General features: G+C 66.9%; 2 protein-coding genes. Both read right to left on the reverse strand.

What is annotated here, in order from left to right; all coding sequences use genetic code 11:
* Positions 1 to 922: ABC transporter permease (locus ACFWF3_RS30295; RefSeq protein ID WP_379317081.1), on the reverse strand; the 922-nt coding region annotated here is incomplete at its 3' end.
* Between the two features lie 6 nt (positions 923 to 928).
* Positions 929 to 2554 carry an ABC transporter substrate-binding protein gene (locus ACFWF3_RS30300; RefSeq protein WP_379317083.1) on the reverse strand — a complete coding sequence of 542 codons (1626 nt, stop codon included), beginning with the start codon at positions 2552 to 2554 and terminating at the stop codon, positions 929 to 931.
* Between the last annotated feature and the right edge of the window lie 466 nt (positions 2555 to 3020).

Here is a 3020-nt window from a genome sequence, read left to right on the forward strand (position 1 = left end):
TCCGCGGATCGAGCAGCGGATAGATCAGGTCGACGAGCAGGTTCACCGAGACGAAGACCACTGCGCTGAAGACGACGACACCCTGCACCACCGGAACGTCCTGCAAGGTGACCGCGTCGACGACGATCCGGCCCAATCCGTTACGGGAGAACACGATCTCGATCAGCACGGCGTTGGCCAGCAGGCCGCCGACGAGCAATCCCACGACGGTGAGCGCGGGCAACGACGCGTTCTGCAGCGCGTGCCGCAGCCGGATCCTGGTCGGACCCACGCCCTTGGCCCGGGCGGTCTGCACATAGGGCTCGTCGAGTGTCTTCGACAGGCTCTTTGCCAGCACCTGTGCCAGCAGAGCCGCGGTCGGCACGGCCAGGGTGATCGTCGGCAGCACCAGGCCACGCCATCCGTCGTTGCCGAACGCCGGGAATACCGGCACCCGGAACGACAGCACCTGGATCAGCATCAACCCGATCCAGAACGTCGGGATCGAGATGGCCAGCGAGGGCAGCGACAGCAGCAACTGCTGGAGCCAGCGGCTCACCCGGTAGGTGGCCAGGGTGGCCACCGTCGTGCCGAGGACGATCGCCAGCACCAGGGCCGGGACGGTCAGCTGCACAGTCTGCGGTAGCGCCTCGGCGATGAGCGCGCCCACCGGCTCACCGCTGGCGAAGGACGCGCCGAAGTCGCCGCGCAGCGCATCCGCGAGATGATGCGCGTACTGGGTGAACAGCGGCTCGTCGAAGCCGTACTCGGCGCGCCGACGGTCCAGTTCTGCGGGATCGACCGTCGTCGCCGCTCCCGACGCGCCCGCCACGGCATCCACGGAGTCTCCCGGCAGAGCGAACAGGAGCAGGAACGACACGGTGTAGGCCGCCCACAGCACCACAACCGCCTGTGCGACTCGACGGAATACGAACTGCCACATGACTGTTCAGCTCTTCCACGTGTCGTGCAGGTGGACGTCACCCGCACCGGCGAACCGCAGATCGTGGACGGCGGTGCGGACGCCGAGCACCGACTGCTGGTCGACGATCGGCACCACATAGGCGTTGGCGACGATCAGTTCCTGGATTCGCGCGACGATCCGGTTGCGGGCCACCGGATCCAGCGTGGCAGCCTGCTGGTCGAGCAACCCTTCCAGCTCGGTCGCCGGGACGCGGTAGGCGTTGCGCAGTTTGGTGGAGTAGAGCGTGCGCAGGGCATCCGGATCGGCGCGGCTGTAGTTGCCGCCCCAGAACAGATCGAAATCACCGGAGCGGATCAGCTCCGGGAACTGCGCGACCTGCAACTGATGCAGGACCAGTTCGACACCGATGTCCTTGAGCTGCTGCTGGATCAGTTCCAGCGCGGGCTGGAAGGTGGCCGCGGTGGTGAACCAGACGGTCTTCAGGCTCAGCCGCGTACCGTCCTTCTCCCGGATGCCCCCGCCCCCGGGGACCCAGCCCGCCTCGTCCAACAGCCGCTTCGCCCGGGCGATGTCGACCGCCAGTACCGCACCGAGGTCGACGTAGCCGGGGGTGTTCTTCGCCAGCACACTCGTCGCCGGGTTGGTACCACGGGAGAACACCGTCTCGACGATCTGCTTGCGGTCGACGGCGATCTGGATCGCTTGGCGCACACGGGCATCGCCGAACAGCGGCTTGCTGTTGTTGAAACCCAGGTTGTAGCCGACGCCGGGAATCGTGTACGCCTGCACCGTGACATCGGCCCCGGCCAGCGCCGACTCCTCGGCCTGGGCAACGCGCCCGATCGCGTCGACCTGACCGGAGATCAGGCTGCCGGTGCGCACACCGGCCTCGGGAATCACCGGGAACACCAAGGTGTCGAGGTATGCCTCGCCCGGTTTCGTCCACCGCGCCGAGCCCCAGTCGTAGCCCTGCCGCTTGGTCAGGGTGACCGACCGGTTCCTGAGGTATTCGGTGAGGACGAACGGACCCGACCCGATCACGCCGCCGCTGCATCGCTCGGCCGCGGGCCGGCTCGCGGTCGAGGGCGCGACCACGCCGAGCGACGATGTCGTGGTTGCCTGCAGGAATTGCGCATTGGGCTGTGCGAAGCTCACCGCGGCGGTCCGATCGTCGACGACCGTGGTGCCCACGTAGCCTTCGAGATAGGACGTCGCCTGGATCGCGAGAGCACCGAGTCCGGGTATCGCGTCGAAGCTGGCCTTCACCGCCGCGGCGTCGACGGGGGTGCCGTCGCTGAATGTCGCGTTCGGTCGCAGCCGGAAGGTGAAGGTGCGCGCGTCGTCGCTGACCTGCCAGGACTCCGCCAGCCACGGAACCAGTTCCCCCGTCGAGAAATCCTGGTCCAGGAGCGAATCCACTGTCTGCCGCAGCGAATACATCGTGTCGCTGCTGCCGGCTTGGTGCGGGTCGACGCATCCGGAATCAGTCCCGATCGCGAAGTTCAGCGTGCCGCCGGTGCGCGGCGGCTGCGTGTTCTCGCCCGATCCGGCACTACACGCGGTGAGCAGCATCGACGCGATCAACGGCACAGACAGGGACCGCCACAGCGTCCGGGATCGAAGTCGCGAAGTGGGGACGAGTTTGTTCACCGGCAGGTCTTCCTCATCGAGCCGCGGCGCCGGGCCTGCCCGGCGCGACCATACATATCGACCAGCGTGCACAATCTGATGGAACTGCTGGTCTACTCGAGTAGCCTGACAGGAGCAGTAACGGTGGTCAAAGGTTGCGATCCGCGTGCGTCGATCACTACCGCGGCACGCATTCTGGCCGCGGGGCATCACGGGTGAGGATCCATACGAGCTCAACGGTTCCCGAGGCGGACAGGCCGAACCAGCGTCGGCCCGAAGATGTCACCAGGTATCCGGCAAGGGCACCAATGACCGCCTGCCCGCGGCCGAAACAACAAGGGCCGGTCCGCAAGTCATGCGAAACAGCCGATCACCGGCCTACAGCCACGGGCAGTACGTCCCCTTCGACAGATCGAAGTACCGTCGCGGCGGTCACACGGTCAGGAGTCCGGACCCGGCGAGGATGTGGGGCAGCCGCTGTCTCTTA

Origin of the sequence: Nocardia sp. NPDC060220 (assembly GCF_042727815.1) — a bacterium.
Classification (GTDB): domain Bacteria; phylum Actinomycetota; class Actinomycetes; order Mycobacteriales; family Mycobacteriaceae; genus Nocardia.